The 19328-nt window shown below is 72.3% G+C and carries 14 protein-coding genes; 8 read left to right on the top strand and 6 right to left on the bottom strand.

Going from position 1 to position 19328, the window contains the following annotated elements; translation table 11 throughout:
* Window positions 1–34: 34 nt before the first annotated feature.
* Window positions 35–2383: an HAD-IC family P-type ATPase gene (locus ACZOOI_RS17100; protein WP_465276683.1), complete on the top strand. Its 2349-nt coding sequence runs from the start codon at window positions 35–37 to the stop codon at window positions 2381–2383.
* 100 nt (window positions 2384–2483) lie between these two features.
* Here the strand turns inward: ACZOOI_RS17100 and ACZOOI_RS17105 are convergent, their stop codons facing one another.
* Entirely contained in the window at window positions 2484–3431 is a 948-nt protein-coding gene (locus ACZOOI_RS17105; protein ID WP_465276684.1) for a threonine/serine dehydratase, read from the bottom strand.
* Between the two features lie 280 nt (window positions 3432–3711).
* On the opposite strand from ACZOOI_RS17105, the gene ACZOOI_RS17110 reads away from it, so the two are divergent.
* Together ACZOOI_RS17110 and ACZOOI_RS17115 are read left to right on the top strand one after the other, a co-directional pair.
* The gene (locus ACZOOI_RS17110; RefSeq protein ID WP_465276685.1) at window positions 3712–5277 is read left to right on the top strand and encodes an APC family permease; all 1566 of its coding nucleotides are present in this window, start codon (window positions 3712–3714) and stop codon (window positions 5275–5277) included.
* Window positions 5278–5464: 187 nt separating this feature from the next.
* On the top strand, window positions 5465–6313 hold the full coding sequence (locus tag ACZOOI_RS17115; protein ID WP_465276686.1) for a (2Fe-2S)-binding protein: 849 nt from the start codon (window positions 5465–5467) through the stop codon (window positions 6311–6313).
* 96 nt (window positions 6314–6409) lie between these two features.
* On the opposite strand, the gene ACZOOI_RS17120 is transcribed toward ACZOOI_RS17115, so the two are convergent.
* Window positions 6410–7522 carry a citrate synthase 2 gene (locus tag ACZOOI_RS17120; RefSeq protein ID WP_391586624.1) on the bottom strand — a complete coding sequence of 371 codons (1113 nt, stop codon included), beginning with the start codon at window positions 7520–7522 and terminating at the stop codon, window positions 6410–6412.
* Window positions 7523–7853: 331 nt separating this feature from the next.
* Between ACZOOI_RS17120 and pdxH the strand changes: the two genes are divergently transcribed.
* Together pdxH and ACZOOI_RS17130 are read left to right on the top strand one after the other, a co-directional pair.
* Entirely contained in the window at window positions 7854–8537 is a 684-nt protein-coding gene (pdxH, locus tag ACZOOI_RS17125; protein WP_465281220.1) for a pyridoxamine 5'-phosphate oxidase, read from the top strand.
* 765 nt (window positions 8538–9302) lie between these two features.
* Window positions 9303–10559 carry an MFS transporter gene (locus tag ACZOOI_RS17130; protein WP_465276687.1) on the top strand — a complete coding sequence of 419 codons (1257 nt, stop codon included), beginning with the start codon at window positions 9303–9305 and terminating at the stop codon, window positions 10557–10559.
* A gap of 123 nt (window positions 10560–10682) precedes the next feature.
* On the opposite strand, the gene ACZOOI_RS17135 is transcribed toward ACZOOI_RS17130, so the two are convergent.
* The 3 genes from ACZOOI_RS17135 to ACZOOI_RS17145 form a co-directional block, all read right to left on the bottom strand.
* Entirely contained in the window at window positions 10683–11585 is a 903-nt protein-coding gene (locus ACZOOI_RS17135; protein WP_465276688.1) for a hypothetical protein, read from the bottom strand.
* Between the two features lie 8 nt (window positions 11586–11593).
* The gene (locus tag ACZOOI_RS17140; protein ID WP_391586627.1) at window positions 11594–12340 is read right to left on the bottom strand and encodes a sugar isomerase domain-containing protein; all 747 of its coding nucleotides are present in this window, start codon (window positions 12338–12340) and stop codon (window positions 11594–11596) included.
* A gap of 75 nt (window positions 12341–12415) precedes the next feature.
* Complete coding sequence (locus ACZOOI_RS17145) at window positions 12416–13759, bottom strand: cryptochrome/photolyase family protein (RefSeq protein ID WP_465276689.1); 1344 nt, start codon at window positions 13757–13759, stop codon at window positions 12416–12418.
* A gap of 254 nt (window positions 13760–14013) precedes the next feature.
* Between ACZOOI_RS17145 and ACZOOI_RS17150 the strand changes: the two genes are divergently transcribed.
* Window positions 14014–14703 carry a metal-dependent transcriptional regulator gene (locus ACZOOI_RS17150; protein ID WP_391586629.1) on the top strand — a complete coding sequence of 230 codons (690 nt, stop codon included), beginning with the start codon at window positions 14014–14016 and terminating at the stop codon, window positions 14701–14703.
* A 473-nt stretch (window positions 14704–15176) separates the two neighbouring features.
* Here the strand turns inward: ACZOOI_RS17150 and ACZOOI_RS17155 are convergent, their stop codons facing one another.
* Entirely contained in the window at window positions 15177–15833 is a 657-nt protein-coding gene (locus ACZOOI_RS17155; RefSeq protein WP_465276690.1) for a bifunctional DNA primase/polymerase, read from the bottom strand.
* A gap of 465 nt (window positions 15834–16298) precedes the next feature.
* On the opposite strand from ACZOOI_RS17155, the gene ACZOOI_RS17160 reads away from it, so the two are divergent.
* Together ACZOOI_RS17160 and ACZOOI_RS17165 are read left to right on the top strand one after the other, a co-directional pair.
* The gene (locus ACZOOI_RS17160; protein ID WP_465276691.1) at window positions 16299–17675 is read left to right on the top strand and encodes a transcriptional regulator; all 1377 of its coding nucleotides are present in this window, start codon (window positions 16299–16301) and stop codon (window positions 17673–17675) included.
* A gap of 206 nt (window positions 17676–17881) precedes the next feature.
* On the top strand, window positions 17882–19255 hold the full coding sequence (locus tag ACZOOI_RS17165; RefSeq protein WP_465276692.1) for a hypothetical protein: 1374 nt from the start codon (window positions 17882–17884) through the stop codon (window positions 19253–19255).
* Window positions 19256–19328 lie beyond the last annotated feature (73 nt).

Raw genomic sequence — 19328 nt, forward strand, 5'->3', positions numbered from 1 at the left:
CAAAATCCGACATTCGCTGACGTAGCTTCAGGGCATGATCGAAGCCCCCGCCACCATCCCCGGGCTGACCACCGCCGAGGTCGCCGAACGCGTCGCGGACGGTCGCGTCAACGACGTGCCGGCCCGGTCCAGCCGCAGCACCTCGGCGATCGTCCGGGGCAACGTCTTCACCAGGTTCAACGCGATCATCGGCACCCTGTTCGTGGTGATCCTGATCGTCGGCCCGATCCAGGACGGCCTGTTCGGCCTGGTCATCGTCGCCAACACGGCGATCGGCATCATCCAGGAACTGCGCGCCAAGCGCACCCTGGACGCCCTGGCGGTGGTCGGCGAGGCCAAGCCGCGGGTGCGCCGGGACGGGCACACCGCCGAGTTGTCCGCGCGCGACCTGGTCCTGGACGACGTGTGCGAACTCGGCGCGGGCGAACAGGTCCTGGTGGACGGCGTGGTGATGGAGGCGGACGCACTCGAACTCGACGAGTCGCTGCTCACCGGCGAGACCGATCCGGTCCACAAGAAGGTCGGCGACCAGGTGATGTCCGGCAGCTTCGTGGCCGCCGGCAACGGCGCCTTCCGCGCGGGCAAGGTCGGCCGCGACGCGTACGCCGCCCGACTCGCCGAGGAGGCCGGTCGATTCACCCTGGTCGACTCGGAACTGCGCCGGGGCCTGGACCGGATCCTCACCTACGTGACCTGGTTGATGATCCCGGTGGGAATCCTGCTGATCATCAGTCAGCTCCGCACCCACGACGGCCTGCCGAACGCCCTGCGCGGCATGGTCGCGGGCCTGGTCACCATGGTGCCCGAGGGCCTGATGTTGCTCACCTCGGTCGCGTTCGCGGTCGGTGTGGTGCGGCTGGGCCGCAAGCAGTGCCTGGTCCAGGAACTGCCCGCGATCGAGGGCCTGGCCCGGGTCGACGTGGTCTGCCTGGACAAGACCGGCACACTCACCGAGGGCGGCATGGACGTGGCCGAGGTGCGCCCGCTCGACGACACCCTGCCGATCGACGCGGCCCTGGGCGCACTGGGTACCTCCGACCCGCGGCCGAATGCGAGCCTCCAGGCGATCGTGGACGCCTACCCCGCGCCGCCGGATTGGCCGGTCACCGACGTCGCCGCGTTCTCCTCGGCCCGCAAGTGGAGCGGCGCGAGCTTCGCCGGGCACGGGACGTGGCTGCTCGGCGCGCCCGACGTGCTGCTGCCCGAGGGCCACCCGGTACTCGCCCGAGTGGACGAACTCGGCGGCCGGGGCCTGCGGGTGCTCCTGCTGGCGACCGCCGACGGGCTGACCGACGAGGCGGGCGGCCGGGCCCACCCCGCCGCGCTGGTGGTGCTGCAACAGCGGCTGCGTCCGGACGCCGCGGCGACGCTGCGCTACTTCGCGAGTCAGGACGTGGCGACCAAGGTGATCTCCGGCGACAACGCGCTCTCGGTCGGCGCGGTGGCCGCCAAGCTGGGCCTCGCGGGTGCCGAACACGCGGTGGACGCACGTCGGTTGCCCGAGGACCGGGCCGGACTCGGCCAGGCGCTGGAGGACAACACCGTCTTCGGTCGGGTCACCCCGCAGCAGAAGCGCGCGATGGTCGCGGCCCTCCAGGCCCGCGGTCACACGGTCGCGATGACCGGCGACGGCGTCAACGACGTGCTCGCGCTCAAGGACGCCGACATCGGCGTCGCGATGGGCGCGGGCAGCGGCGCGAGCCGTGCGGTCGCGCAGATCGTGCTCCTGGACAACAGCTTCGCGACGCTGCCCTCGGTGGTGGCCGAGGGTCGCAGGGTGATCGGCAACATCGAACGGGTCGCGAACCTGTTCCTGGTCAAGACCGTGTACGCGCTGCTGCTGTCGCTGCTCACCGGCGTCGCGGGCGTGGTCTTCCCGTTCCTGCCCCGCCATCTCACTCTGATCGGCTCGCTCACCATCGGTGTGCCGGCCTTCTTCCTGGCCCTCGCCCCGAATGCCGAACGCGCCCGGCCCGGCTTCGTCCCGCGCGTGCTGCGCTTCGCGATCCCCGGCGGCGTGGTCGCCGCACTGGCCACATTCCTGTCCTACTGGTTGGCCCACCTCAACCACGGCTCGAACCTGGACCAGGACCGCACCACCGCCGTGATCACCCTCTTCCTGGTCGCGATCTGGATCCTGGCGATCGTCGCCCGCCCCCACACGTGGTGGAAGATCGCCCTGATCGCGGCGATGGCGGCAGCCTTCCTGATCGCCCTCTACGTCCCCCCGGTAGCCGACTTCTTCGCCCTGTACCCCCAACACCAGGGCAACAACGGCACCGCGGTCGGCATCGCGCTCGTCGCCGCCGCCCTCCTCGAACTCGGCTGGCACATCTCGGGTTGGCTCCACCGCAAGAACGGCAAAGGAACCGCGAGCCCCTGACAATCGGGATCGGCGTATCGGGGCCGGCGGGGGCGGCGGCGGACGCCCCGTCATGGGTGGCTCGGGTGGGGCGTGGGGCGCCTGGCTTGATCCTCCCCGGTCAGACCAGGTCGCCCGGGTCGGTGTTGGCGCCGCACAGTATGACCGCGACCTTTTCTCCGGCCTCGGGCGTGTAGGCGCCGGTGGAGAGGGCGGCCAGGGCGGTGGCGGCGGCGTGTTCGACGACGATGCGGAAGTTGTCCCACAGCGCCTGGCGGGATTCGATGATGGCCTTGTCGGAGACCAGGACCGAGAAGGCACCGGTGCGTCGGGCCGTGGCCAGGGCCGTCGCGGAGACCCGGCGCGCGCCCAGGGAATCGGCGGCGACGGAGTCGGTCGGTACGTCCACGACCTCGCCCGCCTCCAACGCGGCGTTCAGGGCCCGGCAGTGTTCCGGTTCGACCGCGACCGTGCGGATCCCGTGCTCCTCGGCGGCGGTCGCCACGCCCGCGAACAGGCCGCCGCCGCCGACCGAGACGATGATCGTGTCCAGTTTCCCGGGCACACCCGCGAGCAGCTCCGGCACCAGCGTGCCCGCACCCGCCGCGATCAGCGGGTTGTCGTACGCGTGCGACAGCAGCGCGCCGGTCTCCCGGGCGAAGCGCTGCGACGCCTCCAGGGCGTCGGCGTACTCGCGGCCCACGAGCAGCACGTCCGCGCCGTACGTGCGCAGCCGCTCCACCTTGATCCGCGGCGCGGTCTCCGGCAGGAACACCGTCGAGCGCACCCCCGCGCTGCGCGCCGCCCAGGCGCAGGCGAGGCCCGCGTTGCCGCCGGAGGCGATCACCACGCCGGCCTCGGGCATGGTGCCGGCCTCGATGTGCGCGGTGGTGAAGTTCGCGGCACCGCGTGCCTTGAACGACCCGGTGTGCTGGATGTACTCCAACGCGAGCCACACGTGCGGTGACGGGTGGATCGGCATCATGGTGACCGGCTGGGTCTGGCCCACGATGCGTTCGGCGGCGTTCCTGATGTCGCCGTAGGTCAGCTCGGGTGTGGCGGTATCCATGACGCCCGACCCTATGGGTTGTCCGCCGCCCGCCACTCGCAGACCGCGCGTTCGGCGCGCGGGAGGCCCGGCACGACGTGCTCGGCACGGGCCCGCGTGCGGCGCACCCGGGCCGTGCATGTTGCGATGCGGGAATGGTCCCGCACCGCCCGTCACCGTCCCGACAGCGCAAGGCTCGAATCGGCCCGATCCATGACAGCCTGTCAATTGTGGGGGCGTCGCCCGTGGGTCGAAGCTGACTCGCCATCAGTTCTTTCCCGACGAACGGTAGGGAGGTGGGATGTCCAGCCACTCCGGTGACGGGCAGACCCCCACGGCCACATCGCAGGCCCAACCCCAGGCCCAGCCCCAAGTACAGCGCCTGAAGGCGAATTCGGTCGGGCTCGTCGGGGTCGTCTTCATGGCGATCGCGACCGCCGCGCCGATCACCGCGATGACCGGCAACCTGCCGATCGCGGTCGGCTTCGGCAACGGCATCGGCGCACCCGCCGGCTACCTCTTCGCCACCCTGGTACTGAGCGTGTTCTCCATCGGCTACGTCGCGATGGCCAAGCACATCACCTCGGCCGGCGCCTTCTACGGTTACATCTCGCACGGCCTGGGCCGGGTCGTGGGGATGGCCTCCGGGCTGCTCGCGGTGCTGGCGTACGTGGTCTTCGAGGCCTCCATCGTCGGCATCTTCGCCTACTTCGCGGACACCACCGTCAACGCCCAATTCGGCGTGGACCTCAACTGGGCGATCTACGCGCTGGGCATGCTCGCGGTGACCGCGCTGCTGTCGTACTTCGACATCCACCTCACCTCACGGCTGCTCGGCGTGCTGCTGGTCGCCGAGATCGCGGTGCTGGCCGCGATGGCGATCGCGGTCCTGGTCCAGGGCGGCGGCCCGGACGGGCTGTCCACCGCGCCGATCAACCCGGCCAACGCTTTCGAGGGGGCTGCCGGTCTCGGCCTGTTCTTCGCCTTCTGGTCCTGGGTCGGCTTCGAGTCCACCGCCATGTACGGCGAGGAGTCGCGCAATCCGAAGAAGGTCATCCCGCGCGCCACGCTGATCTCGGTGATCGGCGTCGGTCTGTTCTACGTGTTCGTGTCCTGGATGGCCATCGACGGCAGCGGACTGGAGAAGTCGAAGGAGATCGCGAGCGGTTCGACCCCGCTGGACGTCTTCTTCGGCCCCACCGGCGAGTTCATCGGCGGCTGGGCGGTCGACTGGTTCCAGTGGTTGCTGATCACCGGCTCGTTCGCGTGCGGCATGGCCTTCCACCAGTGCGCCTCGCGCTACCTCTACGCGATCGGCCGCGAGGGCTTCATCTCGCGCAGGCTCGGCAACACCCACCCGGTGCACGGCTCGCCGTACTTCGCCTCGTTCGTGCAGAGCGTGATCGCCACCGGCATCGTGCTGCTCTTCCTGGTCACCGATCAGGACCCCTACATCCACCTCTACACGCTGCTCGCGATCCTGGGCACGATGGCGATCCTGATCGTGCAGACCCTGTGCTCGTTCGCCGTCATCGGCTACTTCCACGTGGGCAGGAACCATCCGGAGACGGCGCACTGGTTCCGTACCTTCCTGGCCCCGCTCCTGGGCGGCATCGCGATGATCGCGGTGGTGGTCCTGCTGCTGCAGAACATGGAGACCGCCGCCGGCGCCGCGTCCGGATCGCTGCTCTTCAAGCTCACGCCCTACATCGTCGGCGGAGTCTTCGTCGGCGGCATCGCCCTGGCCCTGTACATGAAGGCCAGGAGCCCGGAACGCTACGAACTGATGGGCCGCATCATCCTGGAGGACGCCGGCGAACGGCCCGACGACGACGTGCTCGACGCCCCGGTGTCGGTCCGGTCCTGAACCGGCTCCCGGGCCGCGCCCGGGGCATGTCGCAACATCCCCGAACCCGAGTCCGAGTCCGTACGGGGCGCGCGGCCACGCCGCGCGCCCCGTCGCGCGTCGCCCACAGGAGTGGGGTCGGGGCGTGTGATCGCCTTCTCCGGTGCGCCATCTGGACAGTGGGTTAGGCAAGCCTTACCTTCGGATCATGACGTTGCTCGATCTTCGGCAGCCGGTACCGTGCCCCGCGTTGGCGGAGACCTTCCGTGCGCTCGGTGCCGCGTGCCCGCTGATCGCGGTCGAGCCCGGACGCCCGGGAGCGGACCGGCTGCACGCCGCGCGGCTGGCGAGCGACCCCGACGTGATCGCCGGCCTGCTGGCCGCCGAGCGCCGGCGGATCACCGCGGCGCTCGACGTCGAACCGCGCGCCGACGCGATCGCGATGTGGGCCCTGCACGGCTATGCCTGGTACGCGTGCCTGATGCTCGCCGGGCCCTGGTTCCTGAACCGCCGCGTGCCGTTGGTGGGCCTGGCCGACGTGTGGATCGACGTCGAGTCCGACCGCTCGGGCCGGTCCTTCACGGTCACCGCCGGCACCTTCGCCTGCCTGCCCGACGACCCGGACGCGGGCGCGACCGGCGCGCGCGTGGTGGCCGACGAGGCCGCCCTGCGGGCCGAACTGCTGCGCGCGGTGTCCGAGCACCTGGAGCCGCTGCTCGGCGCGTTCCGGTCACACGTGCGCCGAGGCGAGCGGGTGTTGTGGGGGATGGTGGCGGACGAGCTGGTGAGCGCCGTCTGGTATCTCGGCCGCATGCTCGGCCCGGCCGAGGGCGAACGCGCGGTCCGCGACCTGGGCGAACTGCTCCCCGGAAACACCGGCCGCTTCAAGCGCGCAGCGGACTTTCGTACCCTGCGCGGCACCGAGGGCCGCACCCACCGCAACCGCACCCAGAGCGTGTGCTGCCTGTGGTACACCATCGACCCGAACGCCCTGTGCGGCACCTGCCCCCGTGCCGACGACGAGCGGCAGGCGGCCATCCTGGAAGGCCGCGCCTGAGCAACCCCGCGGCAGCGGGACCCGACGGCCGTGCGCCGGGCATGACGGAACCCCGCACCCTTGTGGGGAACGGGGCTCCGGACGAGCGTCGAGAACTCAGTGCTTCAGGTTGCGGACCGTGTCGTCGTAGCCCGGAACCTCGGTGATCGGGCGGGTGCCCGGACCGACATACAGGGCGGCCGGGCGCACCAGGCGCGAGGTGCGCTTGTGCTCCAGGATGTGCGCACTCCACCCGGCGGTCCGGGCGCAGGTGAACATCGAGGTGAACATGTGGGCCGGCACCTCGGCGAAGTCCAGCATCACCGCGGCCCAGAACTCCACGTTGGTGGCCAGGATCCGGTCGGGACGCCGAGCCTGGAGCTCCTCCAACGCCGCCTTCTCCAGCGCCGCGGCCACCTCGTAGCGCGGCGCCCCGAGCTCCTTGGCCGTGCGCCGCAGCACACGCGCGCGGGGGTCCTCGGCACGGTAGACCCGGTGGCCGAAGCCCATCAGGCGCTCGCCGCGGTCGAGGACGCCCTTGACGTACGCCGTGGCGTCGCCGGTGCGCTCGATCTCCTCGATCATGTGCAGCACGCGCGAGGGCGCACCGCCGTGCAGCGGGCCGGACATCGCGCCGACCGCGCCGGACAGACATGCCGCGACGTCGGCGCCGGTGCCCGCGATCACGCGCGCGGTGAACGTCGAGGCGTTCATGCCGTGCTCGGCCGCCGACGTCCAGTAGGCGTCGACCGCCTTGACGTGCTGCGGGTCCGGCTCACCGCGCCAGCGGATCATGAAGCGCTCGACGATGGTCTGCGCCTTGTCGATCTCGCTCTGCGGCACCATCGGCTTCTCCAGGCCGCGGGCCGACTGGGCGACGTACGACAGCGCCATCACGGCGGCCCGGGCGAGATCGTCCCGCGCCTGGGCGTCGTCGATGTCGTGCAGCGGTTTCAGACCCCACACCGGAGCGAGCATGGCCAGCGCGCTCTGCACGTCCACGCGGACATCGCCCGAATGGATCGGGATCGGAAACGGTTCGGCCGGTGGCAGGCCGGGGTTGAACGCCCCATCCACCAGCAGGCCCCAGACGTTGCCGAACGAGACGTGGCCGACGAGGTCCTCGATGTCCACACCCCGGTACCGGAGCGCGCCACCCTCCTTGTCGGGTTCGGCGATCTCCGTCTCGAACGCTATGACTCCTTCGAGCCCGGGTACGAACTCGGACATCAGGCGGCTCCTCATGCGATCTCGACTGACTTGTGGCCGGGTCCTTCATACCCCGCACTACCACACCGTGTCTTCCCCCGAAGGAGGCCGGGGCGCATGGTGCCGATCATGCTCTGCACCTGGGGTCCGCCGGTGGTTCGGGGAGGTGTTCCGCTCGGTCCGGGCGAGGCCGGGATGGTGCCTCGCCTGAAGGTATGGGCCGATCGAAGTCCGTCGGTCAGGATATCTCTTGATATCGAGACGACCTACGCCGGAACACGCTCGGGCGAGTGAGGTCCGGCACAAACCGGCCGGGTTCGGTCGTCCCGGCATCATCCGGTAGGGGGTGACCGTGCCGGCGGCGGGCGCCGAGTGGTACTCGTTGTCCGTGGAGTTCACCGAGCTTGCCGCCATGCGCCGGCAGTACCGAGGCGAAGGCATCGACGTCTGCGCACTGCCGCCGACCCCCTTCCCGTTGTTCACCGCGTGGCTGGCCGAGGTGGCCGCTGCCGAGTTGCCCGAGCCGAACGCGATGGTGGTCGCGACCGCGACGCCGGACGGCCGGCCGAGCATGCGCACGGTGCTGCTCAAGGAGTTCGACGAGCAGGGCTTCGTCTTCTATACGAACTACGGTTCGCGCAAGGGCACCGAACTGGCCGCGAACCCGGCGGTGAGCCTGCTCTTCCCGTGGCACGCGCTCGCCCGCCAGGTGATCGTGAGCGGATCCGCCGAACGGGTGTCGCGCGAGACCACCGCCGAGTACTTCCGCTCCCGGCCGCGCGGCTCGCGGATCGGGGCCTGGGCCAGTCGCCAGTCCAGCGTGGTGTCCGGGCGGGACCAGTTGGAGAAGCGCTACGCGGAGGCCGCGGCGGGGTTCGCGGACATCGACGACATCCCGGTGCCGGACTTCTGGGGCGGCTATCGGGTCCGCCCGGATGCGGTGGAGTTCTGGCAGGGGCGGGAGAACCGGATGCACGACCGGCTCCGCTACCTGCGCGAGGGCGCCAAGTGGCGGTTCGAACGACTGAGTCCGTGATCACCTGCGACCGGTTCAGCGTGCGGGTGGACGCCGGCGTGCTCGGCGCGCGCCGGAGCCAATGCCCGCTCCTCGCCACACCCCCACCGCGTCCACGTGCGACCGGTTCGGCGTGCGGGTAGGGCGCGCAGCGTGATCGGAGCCGGATGCCCGCTCCCTCGCCCCACCCCCGGCGCGTCAGCGCCCCCGACCCGCGCCGCCCACGCGATCGACGCGCGAAGCGCGGAGAGCGGCGGAGCCGCAAACCAAGACCTCGTGGCCCGGAGCGAAGCGGAGGGACACGAGGTCACGAGCGAGGGGCCGCTTTTTCTCGGAGGAGCGAAGCGGGGGAGAGAAAAAAGTGGTGCCTCGCGAGCCGGCGCCGAAGGCGCCCAACAAGGCGGCCCCTCGCGAGCCGGCGCCGAAGGCGCCCAACAAAGCAGCGACCCGCAGGTCGCTTCTCCGTCCACCTCGGTGAGGTGGAACGAAGGCCGGGGGACGATCCCGGCGACCTGCGGGTCGGGTGTCTGCCTGGTGTTGCCGGCCGCCTGCCTGCGTCCGTCGCGGTGCACTCACGACGGGGCCTGCCGAGCCGGTAAACCGGAGTGGCGGCTAGCGGGCAGCCACCTCACGCGTCCGAATGCTATGCAACTTCAGACCACCTCCTCTCCCGTGTGCCAGTGAGGTTAGATCGGCCCGAGGGCGGGTGCAACGCATTTTCGGGGTGCCCGATCCCACATCGAAATCAGGAATAGATGCAGGGCACATTGGGATTGGATAGCGCGGGTGCCCCCTGCCTCGAAGCGCCTCGCCCGGGCCGTCCTCGCGGACGTGACCCCGCTCCGCGAGTTCCCCGACTTCCGTCGTCTGTGGTTCGGCCACTCGGTCTCCTCGCTGGGTCAGCAGATGACCGCGGTCGCCGTGGCGATCCAGGTGTACGCGCTGACCGGCTCCAACTTCGCCGTCGGTCTGGTGGGGCTGTGCTCGGTGGTGCCGCTGATCGTGTTCGGGCTGCTCGGCGGTGCGATCGCGGACAGCCTGGATCGCCGACTGGTCGGCCTGGTGACCGCGAGCGGGCTCTCCGCGGTGTCGATCGTGCTGGCCGCGCAGGCGTTCCTCGATCTCGGCCAGGTGTGGCTGCTGTACGCGGCGGTGGCGGTGCAGTCGGCGTTCTTCGCGGTGAACAACCCCGCGCGGACCTCGATGCTCCCCAAGCTGCTGCCCGCGGAGCGGCTGCCCGCCGCGAACGCGCTGAACTCGATAGCCATGGCGCTCGCGATGACGATCGGGCCGATGCTCGGCGGCCTGGTGATCGGCCTGTGGAGCTTCCAGGTCGCCTATCTGATCGACGCGATCGCCTTCTCCGCGGCGCTGTACGCGATGTGGCGGCTGCCGTCGATGCCGCCGACCCGGACCGAGGGCGGGCCCAGGCGGGCCTCGGTGCTGGAGGGACTGCGCTTTCTGCGGAGCAGGCCCAACATTCGGATGACGTTCCTGACCGACATCGTCGCGATGGTGTTCGGCATGCCGCGGGCGCTGTTCCCGGCGATGGCCGCGACGCTGTACGGCGGCGGGGCGACCACGGTCGGCCTGCTGGTCGCCGCGCCGGCGGTGGGCTCGCTCGCGGGCGGGTTGTTCTCCGGTTGGCTGGGCCGGGTGCAGCGGCAGGGGCGCGCGGTCGTGCTCGCGGTGATCGCGTGGGGCACGTGCATCGCGGTGTTCGGGCTGGGCGGCCCGCTGTGGCTGGGCCTGATCCTGCTGGCCCTCGCCGGCTGCGCGGACACCATCAGCATGGTCTTCCGGAACACGATCATGCAGGTGGCGACCCCGGACGAGATGCGGGGGCGGCTGGCCGGCGTGTTCATCGTGGTGGTCGCCGGCGGGCCTCGGCTCGGCGACTTCGAGGCCGGGTCGGTGGCCGCGCTGAGCACCGAGCGGATCTCCGTGGTCAGCGGTGGACTGGCCTGCGTGATCCTGGTGATCGCGCTGTCGCTGCGCCGGCGCGGCTTCTGGCGCTACGACGCCCGCCACCCGCAGCCGTAGTCGGCTCGGGTCGAGGAACGGGCCGGCCCGACCCGGCCGCGCCGGCCCGACCCGGCCGCGCCGAGCGGGCCGCGCCGACCCGGTCGGCGCGGCTCCACCCGGTCGATCGGCGCGGCATGCGGCTCAGGTGCGCGGTGCGATCCACACCTGTTCGGCGTGTGCGGCCACCCGGCCGTCGGCGTCGTAGAGCGTCGTCGCGGTACGCACCTTGCGGCCCTCCCGGCCGAGTCGGCGGCCGAGGACGACGCACGGCTCGTCCGGGTAGGGCAGCGCGTACACGTGCGCGGTCATCCGGCCGAGCAGCAGCGCGGTGTCCCGGTCCATCCCGGTCCAGCCGCCGGGGCAGTCGAGCGCGGCCCAGACGAACTCGGGGCCGACCTGCTCGCTGCCGGGCGCGACCAGCGAGGTGTGCGGGGTCCACACGCATGCGTTGGTGTCCGGGCGGTCCGTGAGCATGCCCGGGAACAACCGCAGGCCGTCGCCCTCGGCCCGTCCGGTGCCGCACACGAAGCACTCGGTGTAGGGGTTCCACGGCGCGAACCCGGGGAAGGACCGGCTCGCCTCGACCGCCTCGGCGGGGGTCACCGGGTCGATCGGCGCGGGCAACGGCAGCGCGGCGTCGACCGGTACCGCCTCGGCGATCGGTCCGTCGTCCTGATGCAGCGTCAGCACACCCGTGCCGGCGTCGTGCGCGAGCGCCAGCGGCCGGTCCAGCGGCACCGCGCGGCGCAGCGTCACGGTCACCCCGGAGGCCGTCCCGCCGCTCGCGCGGCCGGCCAGCAGACCGGCCAGGTAGCCGCCGTTGCCGATGCCCGGCGGCCCGTTGAACCGGCCCGGGACCACGATCGTGGCCGCGCGCGGGTCGGGCACGCCGACCGACTCGGCCGACACCGGGTCGGCTGCCTGATCGGACGCCTGCTCGGCCCCGGTCGGCGTGGACGACCCATCGGCCGGCGACTGCCGGTCCGGGGTCCGCCGATCCGCGGCCTGCCGGTCCGAAGATTGGGACCGTGCGTTGGGATGCACTGCCGGGTTCACCTCAGATAGAAGATCCGGTCCGCGTGTTCGGTCAGCAGCCGCTCGTTCCACGCGGCTCCGCCCTCGACGTTCGCGGACATGAACACCGGGGGTTCGATCCCCCGGGAGACCAGGTGGCCGATCACGCCGACCATGAGCGCCTGGAGCACCGCCGAGCACACCACACCCGAGGTCGGACCGATCCGCTGCGGTACGCCATCCGCCTCGAGGGCGGCGTCGCCCGGCGGGATGGCGGTGTCCAGCACGACGTCGCAGTTGTCGAGGACCCGGGTACCCGACGGATGCCTGGGCGATTCGGCCTCGCTGGCCACGACCGACGTGACGCCGACCACGAGCGCGCCGCGCTCGCGCGCCCGCCGGGCCATCTCCACGGGCAGCCCGTTGCGTCCGGACAGCGAGATCACCACGAGCACGTCGCCCTTGCGCAGGCCCGCGCCGTCCAGCACCGGGCCGGCCAGCTCGGCGAGCTTCTCCACCGCGGTGCTGACGGTGATCGGGCGCACGGAGAGTTCGTTGCCGGGGGCGATCAGCGGGTTGGCCAGGATCAGGCCGCCCGCGCGGTAGACCACGTCCTGCGCGGCGAGCGCGGAGTGGCCGCCGCCGAACACGAAGAGCCGGCCACCGGCGGCCAGCGACTCGGCGATGCGGTCCGCGGCCCGGTCGATGGTGGGCAGTTCTTCGTCCCGCAGCCGTTCCAGCAGTCCGATCGCCGCGTCGAGGTAGCGCGCACCCAGCTCGACCATGCCCGGTCCTCCCGTTTCTTCGGTGCGTTCGGAGCTTCGTGTTCGGATCCGCCGTGCGTACGCGGATCCGGCACCTTACCGCCGGATCGCCTCGTAGCGGTCGAGTGCGACGCGTCTTTCCTCGGCGTGCTCGACGATCGGATCGGGGTAGCCCGGGACGCCGATCCTCCACGGCTCGTGCACCGCCTTGCCCGCGATCGCACGCAGCTCGGGCACGTAGCGCCGAACGTAGTCGCCGTCGGGGTCGAACCGGCGGCCCTGGGTGATCGGATTGAAGATCCGGAACCACGGCGAGGCGTCGGTGCCGCAGCCCGCCGTCCACTGCCAGCCGTGGCTGTTGGAGGCCGGGTCGCCGTCCACCAGGTGCCGCATGAAGTGTGCCGCGCCGCGGGTCCACTCCTGGTGCAGGTCCTTGACCAGGAAGGACGCGACCACCATCCGTACCCGGTTGTGCATCCAGCCCTCGGCGAGCAGTTGCCGCATTCCGGCGTCCACGAACGGGAAGCCGGTCCGGCCCTCGCGCCACGCGTCGAACAGCGCGTCGGCGTCCGGGCCGCTGTCGTAGCGCATCTCGGCCATGTCCCGGTTCAGGTACTCCCGCGCGGTCTCCGGATGGTGCCACAACACGTCGGCGTAGAACTCGCGCCAGGCCAGTTCGGCGCGGAAGGTCTCGTCGACGCGGCCGGTGAGCAGCGTGCGCGGGTGGATCTCGCCGAACTTCAAGTGCACCGACAGCCGCGAGGTGCCGGCCAGGTCGGCCCGGTCGCGCAACTCGCGGTACCGATCCAGGCCGTGCGCGCGGAACGCCTCCCAGGTGGCGCGGGCGACGCGCTCGCCCGCCTCGGGCAGCCGTACCCCGGCGGGCGCGGGCGCGGCGGGTGGCTCGACCGCGTCGGCGTGCGCCCACGCGAGGTCGGTGGGCAGTGGCAGCGGGTCGCGCCGGCCGTGTTCGAGCCACGCGCGCAGGAACGGCGTGAACACCCGGTACGGCGTCCCGTCGGCCTTGACCACCCGCCCCGGAGCCACCGCGTACGGCGACCCGGTGGCCCGGAACGGCACGTCGAGCGCCGCCGCCACGGCCGCGTCGCGGGTGCGCCCGTAGGGCCCGAAGTCGGCGGAGACGTGCACCTCGGCGGCGCCGACCTCGCGCACGAGCGCGGGCACCTCGCGGGCCGGGTCACCCGCGCGGAGCACCAGGTGCCCGCCGAGTTCGCGCAGGTCCGCGTCCAGGGCGCGGAGCGAGTCGACCAGGTGCGCGCGGCGCGCGGGCCCCGAGGCGTCCCACAACACCGGGTCGAACACGAACAGCGGCAGCACCCGGGCGGGCTCGCCGTCCCCGGTGCCCGGGAAGCCGGTGCCGGCCGCGGCGTGCAGCGCCGGATGGTCAAACAGCCGCAGGTCCCGCCGGAACCAGAGCACGTGTACACGATCGAGGGATCCGGACGAGCCGGAGCCCTTCCGGGATGGCAATGGCATACCGGAACGTTATGACCGTACGCACTCGACAACGTGGGCCCACACGGGCAGGGCACACGTACGGATGACGCGGTGGCACGTGCCGGACGGCGCGGACGGGGCAAACCGCGGGGACCCGATCGGCCGGACGTCCGCATCGGGGGTCCAGGTGCGTCAGAATTGCACGGCAGGACCACCCAAGAACGGAGCCGCTGGTCGTGAGTGGACTCATCGACACCACGGAGATGTACCTCCGGACGATTTTCGAGCTGGAGGAGGAGGGCGTGGTCCCGCTGCGGGCGCGGATCGCGGAACGGCTCGAGCAGAGCGGGCCGACCGTGAGCCAGACCGTGGCACGTATGGAGCGGGACGGGTTGTTGACGGTCGAGGGCGACCGTCATCTGGAACTGACGACCGAAGGGCGGGGAATCGCGACTCGGGTCATGCGCAAGCACCGACTCGCCGAGTGCCTGCTCGTGGACGTCATCGGATTGCCCTGGGAACAGGTGCACGCCGAGGCGTGCCGTTGGGAGCACGTGATCAGCGAGCAGGTGGAACGTCGCCTGCTCGAACTGCTGCGCTACCCGAAGGAATCGCCGTACGGCAACCCGATCCCGGGCCTGGAGGAGCTGGACCAGGAACTGCACGCCGACTCCTTCAAGGAAGGCGGGCTGGTCACGCTGCTCGAGTCGGCGGGGCCGGAAGGCAAGAACGTCGTGGTGCGGCGGCTCGGTGAGCCGCTGCAGACCGACGCCCAACTGATGTACACGTTGCGCCGGGCCGGGATTCGTCCCGGGGCGGTCGTGAGTGTGCACGAGTCCGCGGGTGGCGTGATGGCGGGCAGCGGCGGCGAAGCCGCGGAGCTGTCGCCGGAGGTCGCGTCGCACGTGTTCGTGGCCGCGCGGTAGTTGCGGGTATACGCGCGGGATTTTCGGGCCCTCGTCGCCGGTTGGTCGGCTTCGAGGGCCCGTTGCGTTCCGGGTGGCTCGGGGGGTGCTCCCACCCGGCCCACCCGTGCCGTCCGGTGGGATGGCTGCGGTTTCACCGGCAACGGGCGGGCCGATGGCGCCCGGCGGCCCGGTGCGGGATGGCTGGGGCTTGTGGCAGTGGTGGGTGCGTGGGGCGGCTGGGGGTTGCGGCGCCGGTGGTCGTACGGGATGGCTGGGGCACTGGTGGGTGCGGTGGGGCGTGGGGGTTGCGGCGCCGGTGGTCGGGCGCGGGATGGCTGGGGCTTGTAGCAGTGGTGGGTGCGGTGCGGTGCCGTGCCGTGCCGTGCCGTGCGGTGGGGTGGCTGGGGGCTGCGGCGCCGGGGCCCGGGGGTGGGGCGGATGGGGAGTGCTGTGGGTTGCGGGGCCGGGGGCGGCTGGGGGTGGGGTGGGAGCTACCTGGCCTCGGCCATGGCTCGGCCGCAGGCGTAGGCGATCGGGCTGACCAGTTCGCGGGCCTCGGGGAGCCAGCGGTTGAGTTCGGTGGGTTCGCGGGCCCACGAGGCGCTGCCGGAGCTGCCCATCCGGGACGGCGGGGCGACCACCCAGTCGCCCTCGCCCTTGGGGATCAGGTCGATCGCGCTGGTGCCCCAGCCGATGCGGCGCAACATCTCGCCCATCTTGTCCCGGGCGCCGGGCAGCACGAGGAACTGGAGCCGGCGGGTCGGCGTCGCGATCACCGGGCCGAGCGGCAGGCCCATGCGTTCGAGCCGGGCCAGCGCGAGGCAGCCTGCTTGCTCCGGGACGTCGATCACGTCGAAGCCGCGACCGGTGGGCAGCAGGATCGCCGCGTCCGGATGCTCGTTCCACCAGCGCCGGACCAGCGCCGGCGAGCTGGCCGCCTGGACCGCCCAGTCGCGCAGGATCGGGTGCGCGCCGGGGGTGGCACACGCGGGATGACCGCAACTGCAACGACGCCCCGCACTGTTCTCGACCACCGAGGCGCCGGGGACCACGTCCCAGTGCCGGTTCTCGGCGTAGCGGACTGCGGTCTCTACAAGCGTCTCACGGGCGAGTTGCCGGGCCCCCAGGGTGTCTTCCACGTGCTGCACAACTGCCCGGCCCCGCGATGGTTACGGCCGGGCGGCGCCCCGCTCGCGGCCACCCGTACGGTGCCCTCCGAACGGCGCCGGGTCGCGCGCCCCGCGGTCGCACTCCGGGCAGGTGAAACCGGATGATCAGGGGCGATGAGATCATCGGTCGCCATCCGGCGCAAGGGGGGCGCATGGGTGCAGAACCGGGGGCGCAATGAAGGGTGCCCTATCCGCTGCTCTATACGGGTCACTACGCTCCGTACGCGGATGACATTTCATACGGCGGATGACATTTCATACGACTGCCGGGCGACATCGGCAATTCCGGCCGATCCGGATCTCTCGGCATGTGGATGACATCCGCTGGACACGCATCACGGACTCATCAGGCATCAGGGCACGGACACGACGGGACCGCACGATCCCCGTCGCGCCGATCCCGCATGTCGCAATCCCGCACCAACGGTCGGGGAGGGAACGCCGATGGCCGCGCGAACGCAGGCGACGAGGCAGCCCAACGAGAGGCTGACGGCACTGATCCAGGAGGCCGGCTGCTCGAATGCCGGGCTCGCTCGACGGGTCAACATGTGCGGGGCCGAGCACGGCATGGATCTGCGCTACGACAAGACCTCGGTGGCCCGTTGGCTGCGCGGTCAGCAGCCGCGCGGCGCGGTGCCGAACCTGATCGCCGAGGCGATCGGCCGCAAGCTCGGCCGACCGGTCACGGTCGAGGAGATCGGCATGGCCGACGGCCGCTCGCTGGCGACCAACGTCGGCCTCCAGTTCGCCGCCACCCCCGCGGCCACCGTCGAGGTGGTCACCGAGCTGTGGCGCAGCGACGTGAACCGGCGCGACTTCCTGCTCAACTCCTCGGTGGCGGTGGCCGCGCTGGTCGCACCCAGTCGGGACTGGCTGATCACCGAGCCGGACGCGCAGGTGGCCAGGATCGGCGGGCCGCGGGTGGGGGCCTCCGACATCGAGGCGGTGTGTGCGACCACGGACATGTTGTCCGCGCTGGACCACCGGTTCGGCGCCGGGCACATCCGTCCGGTCGTGGTGCACTACCTGGGCAGCGTGGTCACCCAGCTGCTCAACGGGACCTATTCCGACGAGACGGGCCGAGCGCTGTTCGCCGCCGTGGCCCGACTCACCGAGCTGGCCGGTTACATGGCCGTGGACACCGGCCAGCCGGGTCTCGCCCAGCGCTACTACATCCAGGCCCTGCGGCTGACCCAGGCCGCGGGCGACCGCGCCTACGGCGGCTATGTGCTGGCGGCCGGGATGAGCCACCTCGCGGGCAGCCTGGGCAACCCGCGCGAGATCACCCAACTCGCCCGCGCCGCACAGGAGGGCGCCAAGCAGGAGGCCACGCCGACCACCCAGGCGATGTTCCACGCCGCCGAGGCGCGCGGGCACGCGCTGCTCGGCGACGCGCGCGCCTGCGAGGCCTCGCTGGCGCGCGCCCAGTCCGCGATGGACGTCGCCGTACCGGACGAGGATCCGTCCTGGATAGGGCACTTCTCCCAGGCGTACCTCTCCGACGAGTTCGCGCACTGTTACCGCGACCTGGACCGGCCCCGACAGGCCGAGGCGGCGGCCCGGGCGGCCCTGGACGGGCACGCCGACACGCGGGTGCGCCGGCGCGCGGTCGACACCCTCCTGCTCGCCACCGCACACCTGCAGCAGAACCGGCTCGACGAGGCGTGCGCGGTCGGCGCCGAGGCACTGGACCTGGTGGGACGGCTGCACTCGGCGCGCGGCCTGGAATACCTCAAGGACTTCCAGCGCCGGCTCGAACCGTACCGGGACGAGCACGTGGTCCGGGAATTCGCCGAAGCCGTGCACGCCGTGCCGGTCTGAGCCCCGCCCCGGGCCGCCGACCTGCGGCGCGGCGGGCGCCGCGGCCCGCCGCCGAGGGCCGGACGGCGCCGCAGCGAGGTGCGCCGCTGTTCGTCACTCGAACGTCTGAGTTACCGTCGGGCGGACGGATTACCGGCCGCCGGGCGGCCCGGACGGTCGCACGACCGCCGGACACGACGGCCTCGGGCGACGAACGGGTGGATGGCATGGGATCGGCTGGATCGGGCGGACGGGGCCCCAATGGCGAGCAGCCGGGGCCCTCGCCCTTCGGCCCGCTCGAACTCCCGCGCGACGAGACCGAGGTGCTGCCGAGGTTCGAGGACTACGCGGACCAGGGACCCCCGCAGGGCTACGGCGCGCCGCAGCAATACCCCGGACAGCAGCCGTACCCCGCGCAGCAACAGCCCTACGGCGCACCGCAATCGCCCTACGACGCCGACAGTGCGTACCGGCCGAACCCGGCCCACCCGAGCCCGCCGGGCGCCCCGGCCGAGCAGCCCGGCGCGACCCGGCTCGGCCCGCAGCCCGCGTTCGCGCCGCCGGCCGGACCGGGCCAGGTGCCGCCGCGCCCGGAGCACGCGCCGCCGGGGGCGCCCGCCGCCGCACCGATGGGAGCCCCGCCGGCCGGGCCCGACCTGTTCCGGCCGAGCCCGTCGCCCGCCGCCGGACCGGCCGACGCCACCCAGGTGTTCCCGGCCAACCTGTTCCGGGACGAGGCCGCCGGGCCGCCGGCCGGAACGGGAGCGGTGGACGCACCCGGGCAGCCGACGCCCGCGCCCTACGCGCCGCCCGGTCACGCGTCGCCGTCCGCCGGGTATGCCGCGCCGCAGCCCCACACCCCGCACTACGCGCCGCCGACCGGCCCGCCGCACGGCCCCGGGCCCGGCGACCACGCCGGCCCGGGGCCGGCCGGCCGCTCGCGGACCCCGCTGATCGCCGCCGGTGTCGGGGCGCTCGTGGTGGTCGCCGCGATCGGCGTGTTCGCCAGTGGTGCGTTCGGCGACGATGAGAAGAGCGACACCGCGGACAAGGGCGCCGCGGCCGCCACGACCGGCGCGCCCGCCAAGCCGAGCGCCTCGGGCGGCGCCACGCCCGGGACCACCGCACCGCCCGCCAAGGCCGACGACGGCGCCGCCGGGCAGGCGACCGCCGTCGACCGACTGCTCCAGGACGGCGCCGGATCCCGGCAGACCGTGTCCCGGGCCGTGCAACAGATCCAAAAGTGCGAGGACCCCGCGGCCGGCGCGCAAGCGTTGACCGAGGCCGCCCGACAGCGCGACCAGCAGATCGCCGGCCTGGGCAAGCTGACCACCGACAAGCTCAGCGGCGGCGCCGAACTGGTCGCGGGCCTGCGTGACGCGTGGGCCGCCTCCGCCGAGTCGGACCGCGAACTCGCGGCCTGGGGAACCGAGATGGCCCACGGCGGCTGCAAGGGCCACCACGCGGAGAACACCGACCACAAGCGCGCCGCCGACCGCGCGAGCGGCCGGGCCACCACCGCGAAGAACAAGGTCGTCGGGCTGTGGAACCCGATCGCGACGACCTACAACCTCAAGAAGCGCACCGCCGGCGAGTTCTGACCCGCGTGCCCCGCCCGACCGCCGCCGGGCGGACGCCTTTTTCGACCCATGCGCTAACTCCCGCGTGACCGTC

Source organism: Embleya sp. L77, assembly GCF_055557415.1.

Coding starts and splice junctions, on each gene's coding strand:
- ACZOOI_RS17100 (WP_465276683.1), top strand. CDS start 35: ATGATCGAAGCCCCCGCCACCATCCCCGGGCTGACCACCGCCGAGGTC.
- ACZOOI_RS17105 (WP_465276684.1), bottom strand. CDS start 3,431: ATGGATACCGCCACACCCGAGCTGACCTACGGCGACATCAGGAACGCC.
- ACZOOI_RS17110 (WP_465276685.1), top strand. CDS start 3,712: ATGTCCAGCCACTCCGGTGACGGGCAGACCCCCACGGCCACATCGCAG.
- ACZOOI_RS17115 (WP_465276686.1), top strand. CDS start 5,465: ATGACGTTGCTCGATCTTCGGCAGCCGGTACCGTGCCCCGCGTTGGCG.
- ACZOOI_RS17120 (WP_391586624.1), bottom strand. CDS start 7,522: ATGTCCGAGTTCGTACCCGGGCTCGAAGGAGTCATAGCGTTCGAGACG.
- ACZOOI_RS17140 (WP_391586627.1), bottom strand. CDS start 12,340: ATGGTCGAGCTGGGTGCGCGCTACCTCGACGCGGCGATCGGACTGCTG.
- ACZOOI_RS17160 (WP_465276691.1), top strand. CDS start 16,299: ATGGCCGCGCGAACGCAGGCGACGAGGCAGCCCAACGAGAGGCTGACG.
- ACZOOI_RS17165 (WP_465276692.1), top strand. CDS start 17,882: ATGGGATCGGCTGGATCGGGCGGACGGGGCCCCAATGGCGAGCAGCCG.